Genomic DNA, 1106 nt, shown 5'->3' on the forward strand with positions numbered 1-1106 from the left:
TCAGTCGGGTCGGCTCCGACCCGTCCCGACACCCCCAGCCCCTCGGTGTTGCGGAAGCCCGCTACGGCCGGTAGGTCACCGACCCGCTCTCGGGCGCCGGCGGCGACGGCCCGGGCGATGGGGTGCTCGGAGGCGTCCTCCACCGCACCGGCGTGGCGCAGCACCTGCGTCTCGTCCTCGCCGTCCGCGGCGGTCACCGAGACCAGCGCGGGCGTTCCGGTGGTCACGGTGCCGGTCTTGTCGAGCACGATCGTGTCGACGCGGCGGGTGGACTCCAGGACCTCGGGGCCCTTGATGAGGATGCCCAGCTGCGCACCGCGGCCGGTCCCCACCATGAGGGCCATGGGCGTGGCCAGACCGAGCGCACAGGGGCAGGCGATGATGAGCACCGCGACCGCGGCCGTGAACGCCATGGAGGTGCCGGATCCGGTGAGCAGCCAGAAGGCGAACGTCGCGGCCGCCAAGACCAGGACGGCGGGGACGAAGACCCCGGAGATGCGGTCAGCCAGGCGTTGCGCGGCGGCCTTCCCGGACTGTGCGTCCTCGACCATCCGCGCCATCTGCGCGAGCTGGGTGTCCGATCCCACGCGGGTGGCCCGGACGATCAGCCGCCCGCTGGTGTTGACCGTGCCGCCGACCACGGCGTCGCCGGTGGAGACCTCGGCAGGCACGGATTCACCGGTGACCATGGCGGTGTCGACGGCGGAGGCGCCGTCGACGATCCGGCCGTCGGTGGCGATCTTCTCGCCGGGGCGCACGATGAACTCGTCACCGACCTGCAGGTTCTCCACGGGGATCCGCGTCTCGACGCCGTCGCGCAGCACCGCGACGTCCTTGGCGCCGAGCTCGAGCAGCGATCGGAGCGCCGCCCCGGCCGTGCGCTTGGACCGGGCCTCGATGTAGCGACCCAGCAGCACGAAGGTGGTGACCCCGGCGGCGGCCTCGAGGTAGATGTCCCCCGCGCCGTCGCTGGGCGAGAGCGAGAACTCGAACCCGTGGGTCATGCCCGGCATCCCGGCGTGGCCGAAGAACAGGGCGTACAGCGACCACAACAGGGCGGCGGACGTGCCGATCGACACGAGGGTGTCCATGGTGAACGAGCCGTG

The 1106-nt window shown here is 72.3% G+C and carries 1 protein-coding gene; it reads right to left on the minus strand.

Features of this window, described 5'->3' with window-relative positions:
- Window positions 1-1106, minus strand: a 1106-nt coding sequence (locus G6020_RS08430; protein ID WP_182610316.1) for a heavy metal translocating P-type ATPase, incomplete at both ends; no start/stop codon positions are given.

The sequence above is a fragment of the Dietzia sp. B19 genome (genome assembly GCF_014145155.1).
Taxonomy (GTDB): domain Bacteria; phylum Actinomycetota; class Actinomycetes; order Mycobacteriales; family Mycobacteriaceae; genus Dietzia; species Dietzia natronolimnaea.